The organism is Winogradskyella marina (assembly GCF_015645385.1).
Lineage (GTDB): Bacteria > Bacteroidota > Bacteroidia > Flavobacteriales > Flavobacteriaceae > Winogradskyella > Winogradskyella marina.
Genome location: NZ_JADOET010000066.1, coordinates 1 through 335, shown reverse-complemented (window position 1 = coordinate 335; position 335 = coordinate 1). Strand labels below are relative to the sequence as shown.

Here is a 335-nt window from a genome sequence, read left to right as displayed (position 1 = left end):
AATGATGAAAACAGTGATGGCTACGCCAACATAGGAGAAACCATCACTTACAATTTCACAGTGACCAATCAAGGAGAAGACACTATAACAGATGTTGTTCTTACAGATGATATGTTAGGAGGAGAGTTAACATTAGAATCAGGAGACGACAACGGAGATAACATTTTAGATGTCGATGAAGTTTGGTTGTACGCAGCAAGTTATACAATAACACAAGCCGATATCGATGCAGGTATAGTGAGTAACCAAGCCCTCGTTACTGGAACAAGTAGTCTAGATGGATCAACCTTAGAAGATTTATCCGATGATGATACCGTGTTCGAAGATGATATAAC

Annotated in this window: 1 protein-coding gene; it reads left to right on the top strand. The window is 39.1% G+C overall.

Features of this window, described 5'->3' with window-relative positions:
* Nucleotides 1–335: DUF7507 domain-containing protein (locus tag ITJ86_RS17215; RefSeq protein WP_195872880.1), on the top strand; the 335-nt coding region annotated here is incomplete at both ends.